This is a genomic window from Frankia sp. AgB32 (genome assembly GCF_023243045.1).
In the GTDB taxonomy this organism is placed as follows: Bacteria; Actinomycetota; Actinomycetes; order Frankiales; family Frankiaceae; genus Frankia.
The window spans coordinates 33,664-51,888 of the sequence record NZ_JALKFX010000046.1 but is presented as its reverse complement, the minus strand read 5'-3'; the positions used below and the strand labels follow the sequence as shown (position 1 = coordinate 51,888).

Here is an 18,225-nt window from a genome sequence, read left to right as displayed (position 1 = left end):
GCGCCGCCGCGGGCGGCCAGCCGCCGCAGGTCGCCGAGCGCGGCGGCGAACGCGGTCCCGTCCCGCTGCTCGAGGGCCCTCGCCAGCTCGCCCAGCGCGGTCGCCACCGTCGCGCGCGCCGGGTGCGTGCGCGGCTGCCAGGCCGCGGCCGGCAACGACCAGTCCGGCGCCGTGCGCAGGACCCGCACGGCCGCGGCGCGCGCTCCGTCGCCCGGTTCGCGCGAGCCGGCCGGCGTGCGAGCGGTCGATCCCCCTCCGCTCGCCCGGCGCGGTTCCCTCATCGCCGCAGGCCCATCGGCCACACGACCGTCACGGACTTGCCGAGTCCCTCGGCGTAGGCCACGACGTCGGCGGTGCCGCCGAGGCCACGGGCGGGCAGCCCGTCCCAGACCGCGAGGAGCTCGTCGGCCTCGTCGACGACCGCGTGGCCCGCGGCGAGGAACGCCTCCTCGGAAGCCGTCTGGAAGGCCAGGTGTCGGGCCTGCTCGGCCCGCCCGAGCAGCGCGTGGTAGTCGGCGAGATCGGTCGCCGTGTGGAAGGTGGACGCGTAGTCGTGGCTGGGAATCAGCACGTGCAGCGATCCGCCGGCGGCGAGCACGATGCGGGCGAAAAGCTGGTCGGCGCCGGCGGCGAGCGAGCTCAGCCCGACCAGCGGGCGCTCGACCGATTCCAGGTGGGAAACCATTTCCTGGGTGATGTGGGAGATTCCCTGCGCAGGCAGGTTCTGATGGCCGGAGAACCCGACAGCGGTCAAAGCCGTCCCTCTCGCGCGAGCTTCCAGTAGTGCTGGCCGGTCCGGGTGAGCCGGCACGCCGTCGAGTGCAGTGCCGCGAAGTACAGGTGTTCCTCGCTCACCGGCTCCACCAGTTTCACCGCGCGCGCCGCCTGCAGCAGGGCGAAATCCGCCTCGTGGCCGAGGTCGCGCGGTTCCTCCGTCGGTTCGTAGGACGGGTCGAGCGGCAGGTGGTAATCGGGCCGCGGAAACAGCGCGGCGAGCTCGCGTAGCCGCGGGCGGGAGATGTCCGGGCGGGTCTGGCGCAGTTCGTGCAGCTGGTCGATGTTCGCCTTGAAGGTGGGCCGCTGGTCCCACGGGCCGAACATCTCGGACAGATAGGCGTAGACGCCGGCGACGGTCACCCTGCCGAGCAGGTCCGCCGCGCCACCGCGCAGCGCGTCTTCCAGGTAGGAGCTGAAAACTCCCCGCCCGCCGCGCTCCCCGGCGGCCTCGCCGTCCTGGGACGCGGAGAGGATGGACACTCCCGGCCGCAGGGTCGACGACGCGGAGCCGAGCTGCGGCACACCGCCCGCCGCGCCGGAGAAGCAGGCGTCGAGAATGAGAACGATCTCGGGCACCCGCGAGCTCTGCACTATGGAGAGCACCTGCGACAACGCGACGCCCGGGGACTTCTCGGTCCCGTCCGAGGTCACGAGGTCGACGTCGTTGTCCTGCCGATAACCGTGGCCGGCGAAGTACAGCAGGGCGACGCTGCCCGCCGGGTTGAGCAGCTTGCGGAGGTTCGCCAGCAGGTTGTCCCGGGTGACCTGGCCCCGATCACTGGTGAGAATGTTGCAGCTGAAGTTGGGTTCCTCGTTCTCGTTGCGCCGCAGCAGCGGTTCGAGCGCGCGGACATCATTGCAGCAGCCCGTCAGCGACGGGAAGAGGTCGTACTCGTCGACCCCCACCAGCAGGGCACGCTTCACCGCGTACCGTCCCGCCGTTTCGGCACCATCACGTTCACCCCCGTGCACGTGCGGACGGGCCCGAGGCCCGACAACGGAACTCCGGATGATCGGCGCCGATTATACCGAGGGCTGATCAGGGCGACTTTTCGCCGTACCGGGCGGCGATCGCCCGGAAGGTGACGTTGTGGGGATAGGACGCCAGAGCCGCTCGCAGCACGCCGCGGACAGGGGTCGCGACGAGCCCGCTTTCCAGTTCGTGCAGGACCTCGGCCCACCAGTCCCGCGGGCTGTGCCCCTCCGGAACCGGCAGGTGGCGTCGCGGCGCGCCGAGGTCGATCACGAGCCGGCGGGCCCGGACCGGGTCGGCGTAGACGTCGGCCAGCTCGTCGAGCAGGGCGAGTCGGTCCTCGCCGGTGAGGCGCACGTCGACCGGCGCGCCCGCGGCCGGCGCGACCAGGACGCCGAGCCGGGCGCAGACCCGGGCCACCTCGCGGGCGCGGCGACCGGCGCCGTGCAGGAACGCCTGCGCGTCCGCGAGCAGGCCCACGAGGTGCTCCGCGCATTCCTGGTCCTCGCGGAACGGGTCGGCGTAGCCGGTCGGGATGACCTCGCGGTGGGTGAGCGCCCGCATGTTGGCCGCGGCGATCTCCACGTTGCGCCGCAGATCCTCGGTGGTCGTCCGCACGGACACCTCGTGGAAGACCTCGGCGCGCAGACGCGCGAGGCCGTCGGCGAGATCCGGGTCGACCAGGCCGGCGGCGCCGGGCGCCCGGTCGACGCCGAGCAGGCCCGCGGCGGCCAGCCGGTCGCCGAGCCGCGTCGCGGCGCCGTCGAGGCGACGCCGCAGCCGCTCGGCGGTCCTCCCGCCGGCCCACACCCGGCCCTGCAGGCGCATCTTCGCGGCCTGCGCCAGGTAGAGCGCCAGGGGCGCGGGCGCGGTGTCCCCCGCCGACCAGGTCCATGCTCCCAGCGACGCCTCGCGGTCGGCGGCGCCGAGGACGATCAGCCGGCGCAGTGCCCGGTGGTCCGCGCCGGCCCCGGGTTCCCAGACCGCGAACCCGGAGATCGTCGAGGCACCGCGCGACTCCCATCCCGGCGCCCGGTCGAACCGCGGCAGCGCGGGCGCGCAGGCCGCCGCGAGCTCGGGTGTCGCCGCGTGCGGGTAGCCCTCGAGGACGTCGAAGGCAGGCAGCAGGCCCTGGTAGATCCGGGTCTCGTCGAGCAGGTCCGAGTGCGAGGGCGCGCTCACCCGCTCCCAGCGGGCCTCCAGCGGCGCCCAGTCGAACCCGTCCGCCCGCCCGTCCGGTCCCGGCGCGAGCACCGCCGACAGGCACAGCAGCCCCTGGTGGCGGCGCAGCACCGACTGGAACACTCCCCCGCCGTCCGCGGGTGCCTGCTGGACGGCCAGCAGCGCCCCCGGCGCGAACGCCGAAACGGACGGCGGCAGTTCGGTCGGGACGTCGATCGCGGACGCCGGGCGCGACAGGCCCAGCTCCTCGCGGCCGGCGTGCCACAGCTCGCGCAGGAGCGTGTAGCCGCGCTCGCCCAGCGGGCCACCGTCGAGCGGCGTGAACACGTGGACGACCAGTTCCGCCGAGCGCACCCGGTCTGCCCTCCCCGGCCTCGGACGGCGCGGGCGACGCCAGGCACGCCCTGTCAGGGAACCGTCCGGGATCGGCACCCAGTCGATCACAGTCCGGCAACGCCAACCGCGCCGGGCCCCCGCGTCTCGCCGCCCCGGGTGACGCCGGGCCGCGAGATGCTGCCCGCCCACGGCACCGCGCCTGGGCGCCGGTGGCCGGCAGGGGACGATCCGGTCAGCCCTGTCGTTGTCTGATCGCCGCGACGATAATCCGGACCGGACCCGAAGGGAGCCGCCATGGCAGGCCTGGTCCTGGGCCCGATGCAGCGACACGTCGACTCGACCAGCGTGACGATCTGGGTGGAGACCGCCAGCCCGGGCACCGTCGAGGTCAGCACCACCGACTCCCCCGGCCCCCCTGGCCTGACCGGAACCGCCGACGGCCCGTCGGCCGGATCGGGATCGGCGCGCACGTTCACGATTGCTGAGCACCATTACGCCGTGGTCACGGTGGTCGGCCTGCGCAGCGGCGTCGCGCGGCCCTACGAGGTCCGCGTCGACGGCGAGCCGGTGTGGCCGCTGCCCGGGGAGCCGCCGAGCCTGCTTCGCCCGACGCCGGGCCCGGACGACGCGAGACCGGTGACGCTGGCGTTCGGATCCTGCCGGGTGACCGCGCCGCAGGAGAAGCCGTACACCCTCAACGCCGACGAGGACGACAGCGGCCTCGGCACCGACGCGCTGCACGCCCTGGCCCTCGACCTGCGCGAACACCTCGCCGATCCGGCCCGCCCCGGGGGCCGGCCGGTCCCTGACGTCCTGCTGCTGCTCGGCGACCAGGTCTACGCCGACCATGTCTCCCCCGACACCCGCGCCTGGATCGCCGGGCGACGGGACACGGCCCGCCCGCCCGGCGAGGAGATCGCCGACTTCGAGGAGTACACCCGGCTCTACCGCGAGGCATGGTCGCAGCCGGAGATCCGCTGGCTGCTCTCGACGGTGCCGACCGCGATGGTCTTCGATGACCACGACGTCCGCGACGACTGGAACATCTCCGCCGCCTGGCGAGCCGAGATCCGCTCGACGCCGTGGTGGGACGAGCGGATCACCGGCGGCATCATGGCCGCCTGGCTCTACCAGCACCTGGGCAACCTGGGCCCCGCGCAGCGCGCCGCCGACCCGCTGTTCGCCGCGCTCAGCGGCCCCGACGGGACGGGCACCGAACCGGGGACGGCGACGGAGACGCTGCGGGCGTTCGCCCGCCGCGCCGACGCCCGTGCCGACGGCGTCGGCCAGGACGACATCCGCTGGAGCTACCGCTGGGACCTGGGGCGCACCCGGCTGCTGGTGATCGACTCCCGCAGCGCCCGGGTCGTCTCCCCCAGCGGACGCCGCGTCATGGTGGCCGACGCCGAGTGGGACTGGGTCGTCGGCCAGACCCGCCAGGACGGCGACGTCGACCATCTGCTGGTCGCCACGTCACTGCCGTACCTGCTCACCCCGGGCATTCACTGGGTGGAGGCGGCCAGCGAGGCACTCGCCGCCGGCAGTCGCGGCCGCTTCGCCGCCCGCCAGGCCGAGCGGGTGCGCCAGCGGGTCGACCTCGAGCACTGGGCGGCGTTCGGGGAGTCGTTCGCGTCGATGGCCGCGCTGCTGCGCGCCGTCGCGTCGGGTGAGCACGGTCCGGCGCCCGCGTCGATCGTGCTGCTCTCCGGCGACGTCCACCACGCCTATCTCGCCCGCGCGGACCTCCCGGGCGCGCGCAGCGCGGTGTACCAGGCCGTCTGCTCGCCGTTTCGCAACCCGCTGGGCAAGGGTGTGCGCCGGGTCGACCGGCTCGCCCGCGCGGGCGTGGTCGCCGGCGGCATCCGGGCGCTGGCGAAGCTCGCCGGCGCGCCCGACCCGGCGATCGACTGGCGGGTCACCGACGGTCCATGGTTCGAAAGCCAGATCGCCTACCTCGACCTGGCCGGCCGCGCCATCACGCTGCGCCTGGACAAGACCGAGCCCGACGGCACCCCCGGCGGCCTCGACGAGGTCCTGCGCGTCGCCCTGTCCTGACCGGCGGCGTCGCCGGCCAGGCCGTCAGGCGGGCTGGCCGGCCGCGACGGGGCGCACCCGGCAGGGCACTCCGTTGACGACGAGGGTTCCGCTGCGAGCGCAGATGGCGGCGGCTGGTCAGCACGAGGTCCGGCTCGGCCCCGGTCCAGCCGCGCGGCCAGACGCGGAATGTCCCGCACGAGCAGACGTCGTCCGGGTTGGCTCTGATGGACGTCACCAGGTCCCCGACGGTGGTGACGCGCAGGCCGCACACGGCCTCGCACAACGAACACGTGACCCGATGTTCGGTGGCGGTGCTCATCGGGGAACCTCCCCGGGGTCGAGTTGACGGGCGCGGACGTCGTCGTCCGAACAGAAGCCGTGGCCGCGGCGCTTGAGGCAGAGCAGACCCAGCAGTTCGCCGTTGTCGTCGACCACCGCGAGTCGGCGACGGCCGGAGTTCGTCATCTCCCGCAGCGCGACAGCGGCGGACACCGCGGGCGCGACGATCCGCCCGGTCAGCTGGCCGAGCGACGCCGCCGGCCGGTCATCGTTCCCGTCGGCACCGCCGCCGTCGGCCCCGTCGGCGCGGGCAACGTCAGCGCGGGCAACGTCAGCGCGGGCAACGTCGGCGCGGTCGATCAGGGTGACCAGCCGCCGGCCATCGACGATCAGCACCGCATGCACGTGGTCATCGGTGAAGATCTGCCGGACCTCATCGACGGTCGTCGCGGCGCCGTGGACCTTGGGGTGGCGCACCATCGCCTCGGCAGCGGTCACGTCCACGAGGAGTGCCATCGTCGTCATGTGAACCTCGGATCGCCAGATCCACGAGGGTCCCAGCGCCCGACGGCAGGGGTCAACCGATGCCGCCGCCATCAGCCCGGCTCACGGCGGCCCCGGGGCTTGCCCGGAGCGGGCCTCCCGCTCAGCCCGACGGTGCGGGCACGGGACGCGGGCGCATCGCCGGGTGGATGCCGGGCTCCGCGTCGACGACGCGCATCAGCAGTTCGAGGAGCTGGCGCTGCTCGTCCGGGGTGAGCAACTGCAGGGAGGCGGGCGGCACGGACAGCATCTCCTCCGCGTGCGCGAGCACGCGCACGCCCTCCTCGGTCATCACGACCCGCTTCGCCCGCCGGTCGGTCGGGTGTGGCTCGCGCCGGGCGACGCCGCGGCGCTCCAGCAGGTCGACGACGCTGGTCAGGTAGCTCGGGTCGTGGCGGCACGTCTCGACGAGCTCGCGCATCGGCCGGGGGCCGCTCGACAGCAGCAGCAGGATCTTCAGCGCCGCCGGGGTGAGGTCGCACGTCTGGCAGACGGCGTGCATGCGGCTGGGGGCCTCCCCGCCGAAGGTCAGCGCCAGCATGGCCCGCCACGCCTCGCGGGCGGCGTCCGTGCCGAGACCCGCGTCGCCGGGGGCCGCCGCCGCGTAGGGGGTCGCGGGGTCAGGAATGGTCACGTGTCGAGCCCTCCTGTCCCGGCATCCCGCGAGCCGGTCCGATCATGGTTCGATCGTACGACACCTCAGCCCACCATACCGTTGCTTCCACAATATATTTGACACCACCCAATGATCGGCCGATGCTGGGGACCGACAGGATCCGTCTCGCCCGATCGCCGGCGGGACGACGCCCGCCGCTTCCCGCCGATCCCCCGCGCTGGCCGCAGAGGGTGGATCCGGCCCGGTCCCGGCCCGCCGTCGTCGACCGTCCCGACGGACGCCGTCCCCGCCACGGAGACCACGTGCCCGATCAGCCCGACGCGACCGCGCCACCCGCCGCCGCAGCGCCCGACGACACCAGGCTGGACCCAGCGCTGATCCGGCTGTCCATCACCGTCATGCTCGGCGCGATCATGGTGATTCTCGACACCACGATCGTCTCCGTCGCCATCCACGCCCTCGGCAACGAGTTCCACACCCCGCTGTCCACCATCTCCTGGGTCACCACCGGCTACCTGCTGGCGCTGGCCGTCGTCATCCCGCTGGCCGGCTGGTCGGTCGAGCGCTTCGGCGCGACGCGGATGTGGAACCTCTCGCTGGTGCTGTTCGTGGCCGGCAGCGCGCTGTGCGGGGTGGCCTGGTCCGCGGGTGCGCTCATCGCCTTCCGGGTCATGCAGGGCCTCGGCGGCGGCATGATCATGCCGATCTGCATGACGCTGCTCGCCCAGGCCGCGGGCCCGAAGCGGATGAACCGGGTCATGAGCATCATCGGCGTCCCGACGCTCATCGCGCCGGTCCTCGGGCCCGTCGTCGGCGGCCTGATCGTCGATCATCTGAGCTGGCGCTGGATCTTCTACGTCAACGTGCCGATCGGCGTCGTCGCCCTGTTCATGTCGTGGCGGGTGCTGCCGCGCAGCGACCGCGGCTCCGCGAGTCACCGGCTGGACCTGCTCGGCCTGCTGCTGATCTCCCCGGGCCTGGCCGCGCTCGTCTACGGCCTGTCCGAGGCCGGCAACGGCGGCGGCTTCGGCGCCGCGAAGGTGCAGGTCAGCATCGCCATTGGCCTGGTCCTGCTGGTCGGATTCGTCCTCTACGCGCTGCGCCACGACAACGCCCTGCTCGACCTGCGGCTGTTCCGCGACCGCACGTTCACCGTCGCGAGCGTCACGACGTTCACGATCGGCGCGATGCTGTTCGGCGCCCTGTTCCTGCTGCCGCTGTACTACCAGGTCGCCCGCGGGCAGAGCGCCAGCGACGCGGGCCTGCTGCTCGCCCCGCAGGGGCTCGGCGCGATGGTCGCCATGGCGATCGCCGGGCGTGTCGCGGACCGCCGCGGCCCCCGTTCGGTCGTCCCGGTCGGCATGGCGCTGTCCCTGCTCGGCACGCTGGTGTTCACCCAGGTCGACGGACACACCAACGAGGCGCTGCTGGTCGGCTCGCTGTTCCTGCGCGGCCTCGGCTTCGGCGCGGCGATGATGCCCGCGATGTCCGCCGCCTACGCGACCCTCGCGCCCTCGGCGGTGCCGCGCGCGACGACCACGCTGAACATCCTGCAGCGGGTCGGCGGCTCGCTGGCCACCGCATTCGTCGCCGTCGAGCTGCAGCACGCCATCACCCACCGGCTGCCGAACGTCGGTGGCGCGGGAGCGCTCGCCGCATCGGCCGGGACGAAGCTGCCCGGCCCGATCGCGGACAAGGTCGGCGAGGCGTTCGGCGTGACGTTCTGGTGGATCGCCGCCCTGACCGCCGTCGGCTTCGTCGCGAGCCTGTTCCTGCCGGGCCGCCCCGTGGCCCCCACGGCGGCGGGCAGCGCGGACGGCCAGGCGGCCGCCCCGCGCACGCCGGTCGCCGTGGAGTAGAACCCCGCTCCGGGCCGGGGTGTCCAGCCGTCCCGGCGGTAACGGTCAGCTGGCTCCGAGCCCCGTCACGGTGCATCTTGCAACGAACAGCATGACGGGCGTCATGCTGAGATGGCCCGGGCGAACTTGCTGGTGGTCCAGGACGCGGTCGCGGTGATGGCCGACGCGCTCGGCTTCGAGCTCGACGACATCGTCTTCGACGCGGAGTTCGCCGTCGCCACCGAACGGGTCGAACCCGGCGGGTGGACGATCGAGAAGGGCTGCAACACCGGCATCAAGGGGTCCTGGAACGGGGTGAAGGACGGCCAGGCGGTGATCTCGCTCATGCCATCCCGGCCGTCGTCGCCGCGGCCCCCGGCATCGCCCACGCCCCCGACCTCCCCCTGGTCGCCGCCCGGCGCTACCCGTCCTGGCCTTCACCCGCGCACGCCGAACCGCCCCGGTCCTCTCGTCAGGAGGCCGGGGCGATTCGTCCGTCGCGGGTGCGCCGTGCTCAGGTGCGCAGCTCCGGGGTGGCGTGATAGTCGATCTGACCGGCAGCCTCCGGGTAGTGCAGGTCGAAGGCCGGACGCTCGGAGGAGATCCGCGGCAGCGACTTGAAGTTGTGCCGCGGCGGCGGGCACGACGTCGCCCACTCCAACGAGTTTCCGTGGCCCCACGGGTCGTCCACGGTCACGATCTGACCCTTGCGGTACGAGATCCACAGGTTGTAGAGGAACGGCAGGGTCGACAGCGCGAGCAGGACGCTGCCGGCACTGGAAATCTCGTTCAGCGTGGTGAAGCCGTCCGCCGCGCTGTAGTCGGCGTAACGCCGCGGCATGCCCTTCACACCCAGCCAGTGGTCGGCCAGGAACGTGATGTGGAAGCCGAAGAACATCAGCACGAAGTGCAGCCGCGCCAGCTTCTCGTTCATCATCCGGCCGGTGACCTTCGGGAACCAGAAGTACATCCCGCCGAATCCGGCGAACAGCAGGCCGGCGACCACGTAGTGGAAGTGGCCGACGACGAAGTAGCTGTCACTGACGTGGAAGTCGATCGGCGGGTTGGCCAGCAGAACACCGGTGAGACCACCGAAGAGGAACGTCACCAGGAAGCCGACGGCGAACAGCATCGGCGCCTCGAAGCTGATCTGCCCCCGCCACATCGTGCCGATCCAGTTGAAGAACTTGACCCCGGTGGGCACCGCGATCAGGAACGTCAGGAAGGAGAAGAACGGCAGCAGCGCCGCACCGGTCACGTACATGTGGTGCGCCCACACCGCGATCGACAGCGCCGCGATGCCGATGGTCGCGAAGACCAGTCCCTTGTAGCCGAACAGTGGCTTGCGGGAGAACACCGGGATGATCTCCGTGATGATCCCGAAGAACGGCAGGGCGATGATGTAGACCTCGGGATGCCCGAAGAACCAGAACAGGTGCTGCCAGAGGATCGACCCACCGTTGGACGCGTCGAAGATGTGCGTGCCGAACCGGCGGTCGGCCTCCAGCGCGATCAGCGCCGCGGCCAGCACCGGGAAGGCCACCAGCACCAGGATCGAGGTGACCAGCAGGTTCCAGGTGAAGATCGGCATCCGGAACATCGTCATCCCGGGCGCCCGCAGGCACAGGATCGTGGTGATGAAGTTGACGGCGCCCAGGATGGTGCCGAGGCCCGAAACGGTGAGACCCACCAGCCACAGGTCACTGCCGACGCCCGGCGAGTAGGCGGCGCTCGACAGCGGCGCGTAGGCGAACCACCCGAAGGAGGCGGCCCCGTTCGGCGTCAGGAAACCCGCGATGACCGTCAGGCTCCCGAAGAAGAAGAACCAGAAGGACATGGCGTTCAGCCGGGGAAAGGCGACGTCCGGCGCGCCGATCTGCAGCGGGACCAGGTAGTTCGCGAACGCGAACGCGATCGGCGTCGCGAACATCAGCAGCATCAGCGTGCCGTGCATCGTGAAAAGCTGGTTGTACTGCTCGTTCGAGAAGAACTGCAGACCCGGCTTCGTGAGTTCGGCCCGGATGAACAGTGCCAGCACGCCGGCGAAGGCGTAGTACACCAGCGAGGTCAGGGTGTACATCAGCGCGATGTCCTTGTGGGACGTCGTCCGCAGGTACTGTGCCAGGGTCTTCATCGCCCTCGGCGGCGCGTCCCCCGCCGGCGGGTCCGAGTGCCCGGCCGGCCTGTCCTGCACGATTGTCACAATTCCGCTCCCGATGGTGATGCCGCTGCCGGCGGTGACGCGCGCGGTCCCGGCGTCGGGTGTGACGACCGCCGCCGGGCAGCCCACAATGACAATGTCGTTACCGCCGACGGAGCCGAGACCGGCGGATGGACGCCTCCCGCGCCGCACGGCTCGACGCACCGGCCGAGAAACCTGCCGGCGCTGGTCACGCTAACCATCCGCCCGCTTCCACGACCCGGCCCGACGCCCTGAACTCTAGCGGGAATCCGGCATCCGAAACACGCGCAGAAAGTCCCGTGCCAGAATTCCCACCATCAGGTGAACCACTTTCCTGCCGGTGTCCGCCATCACAGCGGAGACAACCCGGTCCCACGCTCCCGGCCCGCGGCGACCGGGGTAGCCCAGGTGTCATTTCTGCTGCCGACTCGACCTCGACCGAATCACCGGTCGAGGCGGACCAGGGGTCTGCGCACACCACGGCCACGGGTCCGCGAGGTTCACCCGACATCGCGCGAACGGAGCCACCAGATCGGGCCCGACCGCCCCACACGTGGCGCGTCAAACCGGCGCAGAGCCAGCCGGAGCCCGCAAGACCGGTCAGGTCGGTACCGCGAACCTCGCCACCATGTTGATCTCCAGGGAAGCCTGGAGATCGTTTGCGCTCGCGGGCGTCCATGGCCGGGTCCAGCTGGCAGACGCTGTCACCGGGCCACTCGAATGCACTCCCTGAGTATTCAGGGTGTCCTCGGTGGGTACCTACTGGGTGGTGATCTCACTGCGCTGATGCCTCCGCCGGACCGGGCCGCAGGTTGCAGGTCGCGAACTACCCGGCGACCGGTGACCGACGATCAGCCGGCCGCCTGGTGGGCGCGAGCGCAGGTGCTGTCCGGCCTTGGCCTGACTCAGGGCCCCGCCTCCGACCACGGACGAACCGTTCGCGTTGGCGCCTTGTGGACGCCGGCCGAAGCGGTGGGGAACACGGCCGCTTTCGCGGCCTGCGAGGCCATCACCCCTATCGATGCCTTCACCGAAGGAGCATTCATATGACAGCCTTAGTCCGTATTCCCGAACTTCCCGACCTTCCGCACGGCCTCGGCCGTCATGTCCAGCACGATCCCAGGTCGCTGCCTTATGCCCACGGGGTCCTGCCGGTGTCGGCGATTCAGACCGTGGACTGGAGGAGGCGGATTCCGATCCTTGACCAGGGAAAGCTTGGCTCCTGCACCGGGAACGCCGCGACTGGGCTCCTCGGCACCGACGGTGCGGGGCGAACCGGATCGATCTCGGTGACCATCACCGCCCCCGCAGCCGCGGCGAGCCAGAACGTGTTTGCCGCCCGCACCTACGACCTGGACGAGGACTTCGCTCTGCTGCTGTACGAGCTGGCGACCCGCCTCGACGCCTTCGCCGGCCAGTACCCGCCCACGGACACCGGCTCATCCGGGCTGGGTGTGGTGAAGGCCTTGCAGGTGCTCGGCCTGGCCAGCACCTACACCCATGCGTTCAGCGTTGCTGCGCTGAACTCGGCCCTGCAGGCCGGCCCGGTGATCGTGGGGACGGTGTGGCTCGAATCGATGTTCGAGACCGACGCGGAGGGGCTGATCAATGTTGATCGCTCGACCGCGGTGGCAGGTGGCCACGAGTACGAGATCACCGGATTCGATGTCAGCACCGGCCGGTACAAGCTGCCGCAGTCGTGGGGCAGCCGCTACGGAGTTCAGGGATGGGCGTCCCTGGCCGCGGCCGACCTGGCGTGGCTTCTGCGCCACCAGGGCGATGTGACGGTGCCCGCTCTCGTCCTCGCGTCGACCGCGGCGCGGCCGGATGCGGCCGACCGAGCGCTCGCGGCGGCCTACGAGAACTGGGCCACGGCCCACCGCGTTCCGACGGCCCACCGCGTTCCCGCGGCCCCCGGCGTTCTCACGGCCCCCGGCATTTGATCTCCATGCCTGCCTGCCGGGGACGGTGTCATGGTCGGTGCGAGACCGACACGGTCGGTGGCGTCGAGGAGCGAGCATGGGATCGGAGAACGGCAGCCCGATTGCCGCCGGCGGCGCGGATCTCCTCTACTGTGCCGTCGGCGGCGCAACGGCCTGCTCCCTGCGCGACCTCGTCGGTGCCCAGGTCGTTGATGACGACGGACGCGCCCTCGGCGGCCAGCGCGGGCGCTCAGCCCTTCCCGGCGATGACGGTGTGCGTCTGGCCGTTGATGGCAGCGAGTGCTTCGAGCTGCTCGAGGTAGTGGTCCAGCGAGTGGTGGACGAGCCTGGCCGAGGCGATGGTGGCTCCGGCGGCGGCGAGCGCGGCGAGTTCCTCGCGCACCGCGTCCGGCTCCTTGCCCGGGTCGAGGAGATGTTCCGGGCCGAGCGCGATCTCGAAGCCCGAGGGGATTTCCTCCCGCCGGATCCACTCGCTCGCCTGGGCCGGGGTGACACCGAACGGGCACCAGCCGTCCGCCAGCGCGACGGCCCGCCGCAGCGACCGCAGGGTCCGCCCGCCGACCCACAGGGGCAGCCGCTCCTGCACGGCGCACGGGTCGACCACGAGCCCGCCGAAGGTGTAGTAGTCGCCCTGGTAGGCGGGGATCGGCTGCGACAGTGCCGCCCGCAGCGCGCGCAGCGCGTCGTCGGCGCGGGCCCCGCGGTCGGGGAAGGACGCGCCGAGGAGGTCGAACTCCTCCTTGAGCGTGCCGACGCCAAGGCCGAGGATCACCCGTCCGCCGCTGATCACGTCGAGGGTGCCGTAGCGCTTGGCGATCTCCAGCGGGTGGTGGTAGCCGAGGACCAGCACGTTGGTGGCCAGCATGATGCGTTCGGTGCGGGCGGCGAGGTAGCCGAAGGTCGCCAGGGGGTCGAAGTAGCGGGCGCCGCGGCGGACCGCCTCGGTGGCGGGGACGCCGATGTGCTCGCTGCAGGTCAGGTGGTGGTAGCCGAGCCGGTCGGCGGCCTGCGCTATGCGGGCGACCTCCTCGATGCCGGCGGTCTCCTCCCAGCGGGCGTGTGCGCCGGGCAGCATCGTCAGGACAGGGCTGGGGACCGACAGCCGCAGGGCTGGTGTCGCACTCATCCGAGCATCACCCCGCCAGCGTCGACGACGATCGACTGAACAAGCAGCGTCGCCATCATCGGCCCCGGACCCGTACTCGCTGCGGTGATGATCGCGACCTTCCCGGCCAGGCGTCCCGTGGTCATCGGGCGGCCGCCCCGGACATCTCGCGCACGACCGAGTTCAACAGGTTCCGGCCGGCGCCGGTGTCGTCGAGAAGCCTGTTGGTCCGGCGTCGTACCGCCCAGACATCACCGTCGCGGGTCAGCTCCCAGTGGGCGGCGCTCACCCGCCACAGGTAGTACCGGCCGTCCGCGGCATCCCGGCGCATGATCAGTGAATAGGTGATCGCGGTCGCCGCGTCACCGTCAAGGTCGATCAGCGGCGGCCCCGCCACGTGGGCGACGCCGGCCTGGATCAGGCCCTGGTGGGTGTCGGCCCTCAGCATGGCCGCCACGGCGGCGCGCCCCTCGTACGGCGCACCGGCCGCGTCCCAGTCGTAGCTACCGTCCTCGCGCCACACCGACGCGGCCAGGTCCACGAGCCCCGCGTCGGCCGCGGGACCGTACGACAGGATCAGCCGCCTGATCGCCAGCTCGTCCTCAACGCGTCTCAGCCGCGCCGCCAGCGAGGCCAGATCTTCAACAGCACCCACGTGTACCTCCCCATCCGCAGCGGCACAAGCCACCGCCCGGACCTACGCCCCACACGGCAGAAGGCAACCCTTCCACAGCCGGAAGCCAAAAGTCAATATCGACATCGGTATCGAGATATAGGACAGTCGACGACAAAGCCGCCCTCGGGTTCGAGACGAGAGCGCACCCGGGGATCGGACAGTTTTGCGCGAACGTCCGATCCCGCGGGAGGATGACCCGCACCGCGCGCCAGCGTGCGACACCGAGGAATGGAGGCGGCCTGATGATCCGAGTGAAGGCAGCGTTCTTCAGCGCGACGGAGCCAGCGCCGCCCGGAGACGACGGCAGCTACCTGCGCTGGCACCTGCTCGACCACATGCCCGAGCAGTATCAGCTACCAGGGCTCGTCCACGCGACACGGTGGATCGCCGAGGACGAGTACCGACAGGCCCGCATCGCCGGCAGTGGCCCCCTGGCCGACGTCGGCAACATCGTGAACTACCTCGTCGGCGACCCCGTCCAACAGACCCACGACGACTTCCTGGAACTCGGCCTGCGCCTCGCCGAGGCCGGACGTTTCCCCGAACGTCGCCCCTCGCTGCAGCTGCGGCTGCTGGCGCTGCAACGCTGGTACGCCGCGCCACGCGCACTGATCTCCCCGGAGGTCGTGCCCTTCCGACCGCACCGCGGCATCCTCATGATCATCGAGGAGCCGGTGACGGACGACGTCTCCGGCTGGCTTCAGTGGCTGCACGCCCAGCACTACCCGGCGCTGCTCCAGACGCCCGGCGTCGCCGGCGCCTGGCAGTACGGCTCCACCGACTTCTGGCGGCTGGACCCCGCCTGCCAGGGCGGACCGCAGTACATCACCGTCGTCTACCTCGACGACGACCCCTTGGCGACCACGAAACGACTGACTCCCACCATCGAGCGGCGATGGGCCTCGGGAGACGTACGGCCGTTGTTCGCCGGGCCTCTACGATCCATGATCCAGTGGGCTGCCTGGAGCGGCTGACCAGCGAGAAGCCCACGGCCGGCACTGGCAGCCCCGCCGTGCTGGTCGCAGGTCACGTCCAGCGGCGTGGTGTACGGAGAGTGACTCCGCGCGATCCTCGTTCGTCGAGCGCCACGTGGCGCCGGGTCCCGTCACCGGCGTCGAGCGGCGATGACGGGCCACCCTGGTACCCCCTGGGGGTAGGCGCGCCACGTCGGGCTGCGGGCGTGGGGGCGGCCGTTTCGGTCCCCTGTGGCGGTGGATCGGACATCGGTGGGACGGTGTCCGATCCTGCGGTACGCTCCGCTCCGCGGATCGCGGGACGAGTTGGCGCCCGACTCACATGAACTTAAACATTGACGTCAATATTCATATACTCCGGCTCTGACGGCTGCTGATGGACCGCTCCCGCGCGGGGCGATGCGCAGTCCCGTCGCGGGGTGGGTCGATCTGCGCGGTGGCTGCGCCGCCGTGGAATGGGGAGGTGCTCATGGGGGTCGCGGAAGATCTAGCCGCACTCGAGGGTCGGTTACGCGCCGTTGAGGATGAGCGGGCGATCAGGCGGTTGATCCTGGCGTATGGTCCCGCGGCCGACGCAGGGTTGGTCGATCTGGCCGCGTCCGCGTGGCAGGAGGATGGCGTCTACGACTGGGACGCGAACGGCGCACCGTACGACGGCCGCGCCGCCGTGGAGGCCATGCTGCGGACCGAGGGGCACCAGGGTCTGATCCACGCCGGAGTCGCCCATGTGGCCAGCCCGCCCCTGATCGATGTCGATGGTGACACGGCCACTGCGGTCACCTATTCGCTGATCATGCGCCGGGACGACACGAACGGTCGTTTCTACCTGTGGCGGGTGAGCGTGGCGCACTGGGACCTGACGCGCGGCGACGACGGCTGGGGAGTGCGGCGTCGGACGAACCGCCTGCTTGATGGCACCGGTGCCGGTCGGGAGTTGCTTGCCGGCGTCGTGCCGCAGTTCTTCGGGGCGGTGGCTCGATGAGCACCGGACGCCTTGCTGGGAAAGTCGCGATCATCACGGGTGCCAGCACCGGCCTCGGGCCCGTGATGGCGAAGCTCTTCGTCGACGAGGGCGCGAAGGTGCTCCTCACGGCCCGGCGGGAGGAGCTGGTCAAGGAGGCCGCGGCCGCGTGTGGGCCGGACGCGATCGCGATGCGTGCGGACGTGACCAACGAGGACGACGTGGTCGCGATGGTCGCCCGTGCCGTGGCCGAGTTCGGCCAGGTCGACATCATGTGCAACAACGCCGCCGCCCCCGGCAAGGACACCTGGATCTGGGAACAGACCCTCGAGAACTGGAACCACACGATCGGTATCGACGTCACGGCGGCGATGCTCTGTACCCGTGAGGTTCTCAGGCAGTCGATGATGGAACGCCGCTCGGGCGTCATCCTCAACTTCTCCTCGACGGCGAGCTTCGCCGGCATGCCCCGCAAGACCCACTATGTGACCGCGAAGTCGGCACTACGCGCCTTCACCAAGGGCGTCGCCAACGAGGTGGGCTCGTACGGGATTCGCTGCAACTGCCTGGTGCCCGGCAGCATCGACACCGAGCTGTGGCAGAACTGGGTCCGGCGGACGGCCGGTGAGCAGGGCGTCGAGTACGACGAGCAGCGGGCGAAGGTGCTGTCCGGAGTCGCGCTGCGCGACATCTCCTCGACGACCGACGTCGCCAACGCCGCGCTGTTCCTCGTCAGCGACGAGAGCCGCACCATCACCGGCCAGTCGGTCGTCGTCGACGCCGGCGGAGTGATGCTCGGCTGACCGAAGCACCACGCTCGGAGGCGGGCGCCACGCCGGCAAGCCGCTTCGAACGCATGAGCCGCCGCGAGGACCGAGAACGTCTTGATCCTCGCGGCACACGACGGCGGCTGACCGAGGAGCTGACATGTACATTCTCTACGAAGTCGCCGACCGGATCGCGACTATCACGCTCAATCGGCCCGAGGCCGCCAACGCCCAGAACATGGAGCTGCTCGACGAGCTCGACGCGGCCTGGACTCGGGCGGCGACGGACGACGAGGTCGCGGTCATCATCCTGCGGGCCGAGGGAAAGCATTTCTCCGCCGGTCATGACCTGAAAGGGCCAGGCAAGCCGGCGAAGCTGACGCTTGAAGCGATCTACCAGGTCGAGGCGCGCCGCTATCTGGAGTACTCGCTTCGCTGGCGGAACGTGCCGAAGCCGTCGATCGCGGCCGTGCAGGGCCGGTGCATAGCCGGTGCGCTGCTGCTGTGCTGGCCGTGCGACCTCATCATCGCGGCAGAGGACGCGCTGTTCTCGGATCCCGTGGTGGCGATGGGAATCGGTGGTGTCGAGTACCACGGGCACACCTGGGAGCTCGGCCCCCGCAAGGCGAAGGAAATCCTCTTCACCGGCCGGGCCCTGACCGCACAGGAGGCCGAGCAGGTCGGCATGGTCAACCGGGTGGTGCCGCGGGCCGCGCTGGACACCGAGACGCGGGCACTGGCCGCACACATCGCGACGATGCCGTCGTTCGGGCTTCGGCAGGCCAAACGGGCGGTCAACCAGACGCTGGACGTGCAGGGGTTCTACGCGGCAATCCAGTCGGTCTTCGACGTCCACCAGACCGGGCACGGCAACGCGCTGTCGGTCAGCGGCCTCCCGGTCCTGGTGAACCTCGACCAGATGAAGACCAAGATCCGCTCGAACAACGACCAACAAGAAGAACAATGACCAACAAGAAGGTTGAGGCGGGCCGCAGCGTCGCCCCCCGAGAAAAACCCCTGGCAAGGAGAGCGAGCG

At 71.1% G+C, this 18,225-nt stretch carries 18 protein-coding genes; 7 read left to right on the top strand and 11 right to left on the bottom strand.

Annotated features, from left to right (window positions below; translation table 11 throughout):
- From MXD60_RS15900 to MXD60_RS15885, 4 genes are all read right to left on the bottom strand, one after another.
- The coding region (locus tag MXD60_RS15900) for a CATRA system-associated protein (protein ID WP_248819921.1) at nucleotides 1-281 on the bottom strand (281 nt) is incomplete at its 3' end.
- On the bottom strand, nucleotides 278-754 hold the full coding sequence (locus MXD60_RS15895; RefSeq protein WP_248819920.1) for a hypothetical protein: 477 nt from the start codon (nucleotides 752-754) through the stop codon (nucleotides 278-280). The genes MXD60_RS15895 and MXD60_RS15900, both read right to left, overlap by 4 nt.
- Nucleotides 751-1,701, bottom strand: coding sequence for a caspase family protein (locus MXD60_RS15890; protein ID WP_248819918.1), 951 nt, complete (start codon nucleotides 1,699-1,701; stop codon nucleotides 751-753). The genes MXD60_RS15895 and MXD60_RS15890 overlap by 4 nt, the downstream gene beginning before the upstream one ends.
- A 115-nt stretch (nucleotides 1,702-1,816) precedes the next feature.
- Nucleotides 1,817-3,286 carry a CATRA conflict system CASPASE/TPR repeat-associated protein gene (locus MXD60_RS15885; protein WP_248819916.1) on the bottom strand — a complete coding sequence of 490 codons (1,470 nt, stop codon included), beginning with the start codon at nucleotides 3,284-3,286 and terminating at the stop codon, nucleotides 1,817-1,819.
- Between the two features lie 276 nt (nucleotides 3,287-3,562).
- Between MXD60_RS15885 and MXD60_RS15880 the strand changes: the two genes are divergently transcribed.
- Nucleotides 3,563-5,323, top strand: a complete 1,761-nt coding sequence (locus MXD60_RS15880) for an alkaline phosphatase D family protein (protein WP_248819914.1) — start codon at nucleotides 3,563-3,565, stop codon at nucleotides 5,321-5,323.
- A 297-nt stretch (nucleotides 5,324-5,620) separates the two neighbouring features.
- On the opposite strand, the gene MXD60_RS15875 is transcribed toward MXD60_RS15880, so the two are convergent.
- Together MXD60_RS15875 and MXD60_RS15870 are read right to left on the bottom strand one after the other, a co-directional pair.
- Nucleotides 5,621-6,109 carry a CBS domain-containing protein gene (locus tag MXD60_RS15875; RefSeq protein WP_248819911.1) on the bottom strand — a complete coding sequence of 163 codons (489 nt, stop codon included), beginning with the start codon at nucleotides 6,107-6,109 and terminating at the stop codon, nucleotides 5,621-5,623.
- A 121-nt stretch (nucleotides 6,110-6,230) separates the two neighbouring features.
- Entirely contained in the window at nucleotides 6,231-6,761 is a 531-nt protein-coding gene (locus tag MXD60_RS15870; protein WP_308222501.1) for a MarR family winged helix-turn-helix transcriptional regulator, read from the bottom strand.
- 284 nt (nucleotides 6,762-7,045) lie between these two features.
- On the opposite strand from MXD60_RS15870, the gene MXD60_RS15865 reads away from it, so the two are divergent.
- On the top strand, nucleotides 7,046-8,602 hold the full coding sequence (locus tag MXD60_RS15865) for a DHA2 family efflux MFS transporter permease subunit (RefSeq protein WP_248819909.1): 1,557 nt from the start codon (nucleotides 7,046-7,048) through the stop codon (nucleotides 8,600-8,602).
- A gap of 101 nt (nucleotides 8,603-8,703) precedes the next feature.
- Here the strand turns inward: MXD60_RS15865 and MXD60_RS15860 are convergent, their stop codons facing one another.
- Together MXD60_RS15860 and ctaD are read right to left on the bottom strand one after the other, a co-directional pair.
- Nucleotides 8,704-8,970 (bottom strand): hypothetical protein, encoded by a 267-nt coding sequence (locus tag MXD60_RS15860; RefSeq protein WP_248819907.1) that lies wholly within the window; start codon nucleotides 8,968-8,970, stop codon nucleotides 8,704-8,706.
- Nucleotides 8,971-9,095: 125 nt separating this feature from the next.
- The gene (ctaD, locus tag MXD60_RS15855) at nucleotides 9,096-10,784 is read right to left on the bottom strand and encodes an aa3-type cytochrome oxidase subunit I (protein ID WP_248819905.1); all 1,689 of its coding nucleotides are present in this window, start codon (nucleotides 10,782-10,784) and stop codon (nucleotides 9,096-9,098) included.
- Nucleotides 10,785-12,052: 1,268 nt separating this feature from the next.
- Between ctaD and MXD60_RS15850 the strand changes: the two genes are divergently transcribed.
- The gene (locus MXD60_RS15850; protein WP_248819903.1) at nucleotides 12,053-12,706 is read left to right on the top strand and encodes a hypothetical protein; all 654 of its coding nucleotides are present in this window, start codon (nucleotides 12,053-12,055) and stop codon (nucleotides 12,704-12,706) included.
- A gap of 229 nt (nucleotides 12,707-12,935) precedes the next feature.
- On the opposite strand, the gene MXD60_RS15845 is transcribed toward MXD60_RS15850, so the two are convergent.
- The 3 genes from MXD60_RS15845 to MXD60_RS15840 are packed head-to-tail and all read right to left on the bottom strand — an operon-like array spanning nucleotide 12,936 to nucleotide 14,466.
- Nucleotides 12,936-13,832: a TIGR03619 family F420-dependent LLM class oxidoreductase gene (locus tag MXD60_RS15845; protein WP_248819901.1), complete on the bottom strand. Its 897-nt coding sequence runs from the start codon at nucleotides 13,830-13,832 to the stop codon at nucleotides 12,936-12,938.
- Nucleotides 13,829-13,957: a hypothetical protein gene (locus MXD60_RS28840; RefSeq protein WP_283098436.1), complete on the bottom strand. Its 129-nt coding sequence runs from the start codon at nucleotides 13,955-13,957 to the stop codon at nucleotides 13,829-13,831. The genes MXD60_RS15845 and MXD60_RS28840 overlap by 4 nt, the downstream gene beginning before the upstream one ends.
- A complete protein-coding gene (locus MXD60_RS15840) occupies nucleotides 13,954-14,466 on the bottom strand; it encodes a nuclear transport factor 2 family protein (protein WP_248819899.1) in 513 nt (170 codons plus the stop codon). The genes MXD60_RS28840 and MXD60_RS15840 overlap by 4 nt, the downstream gene beginning before the upstream one ends.
- 263 nt (nucleotides 14,467-14,729) lie before the next feature.
- Here MXD60_RS15840 and MXD60_RS15835 point away from each other — a divergent pair, with 263 nt between their 5' ends.
- The 4 genes from MXD60_RS15835 to MXD60_RS15820 all read left to right on the top strand — a co-directional run bounded on the left by MXD60_RS15835 (nucleotide 14,730) and on the right by MXD60_RS15820 (nucleotide 18,156).
- Nucleotides 14,730-15,461, top strand: coding sequence for a hypothetical protein (locus MXD60_RS15835; protein ID WP_248819898.1), 732 nt, complete (start codon nucleotides 14,730-14,732; stop codon nucleotides 15,459-15,461).
- 469 nt (nucleotides 15,462-15,930) lie between these two features.
- Nucleotides 15,931-16,443, top strand: coding sequence for a nuclear transport factor 2 family protein (locus MXD60_RS15830; RefSeq protein WP_248819896.1), 513 nt, complete (start codon nucleotides 15,931-15,933; stop codon nucleotides 16,441-16,443).
- Nucleotides 16,440-17,225, top strand: a complete 786-nt coding sequence (locus MXD60_RS15825; RefSeq protein ID WP_248819894.1) for an SDR family NAD(P)-dependent oxidoreductase — start codon at nucleotides 16,440-16,442, stop codon at nucleotides 17,223-17,225. The genes MXD60_RS15830 and MXD60_RS15825 overlap by 4 nt, the downstream gene beginning before the upstream one ends.
- 124 nt (nucleotides 17,226-17,349) lie before the next feature.
- Entirely contained in the window at nucleotides 17,350-18,156 is an 807-nt protein-coding gene (locus tag MXD60_RS15820) for an enoyl-CoA hydratase (protein ID WP_248819892.1), read from the top strand.
- Nucleotides 18,157-18,225 lie beyond the last annotated feature (69 nt).